This window comes from Streptomyces beijiangensis, assembly GCF_017315755.1.
Taxonomy (GTDB): Bacteria; Actinomycetota; Actinomycetes; order Streptomycetales; family Streptomycetaceae; genus Streptomyces; species Streptomyces beijiangensis.
The window spans coordinates 1-305 of record NZ_JAFLRJ010001552.1 but is presented as its reverse complement, the minus strand read 5'-3'; the positions used below and the strand labels follow the sequence as shown (position 1 = coordinate 305).

The following is a 305-nucleotide window of genomic DNA, read 5'->3' as shown; positions in this document are numbered from 1 at the left end:
CATCCGCACCGTGCACGCGGGAAACCGTTACGTGGATCCCGAGTTGGCGGCCGACGCGATCGCCGCCGGTGACTCGCCGCTGACCGTGCGTGAGGCCGAGGTGCTGGAACTCGCGGCCGGCGGCGCACCGGTGGCGGAGATCGCGGAGCGGGCCGCGCTGTCCCAGGGGACCGTGCGGAACTACCTGTCGTCCGCCGCCTCGAAACTCGGTGCGGAGAACCGTCATGCCGCGGTGCGACTCGCGCGCGAGCGAGGTTGGGTATAGTTGCTCTCGCGCCACGGCGCATGCGGACGTAGCTCAGCTG

At 71.1% G+C, this 305-nt stretch carries 1 protein-coding gene; it reads left to right on the top strand.

The annotated features are described in order from the left end of the window. On the top strand, positions 1-265 hold a 265-nt coding region (locus J0695_RS42655), incomplete at its 5' end, for a response regulator transcription factor (RefSeq protein WP_206970159.1). Between the last annotated feature and the right edge of the window lie 40 nt (positions 266-305).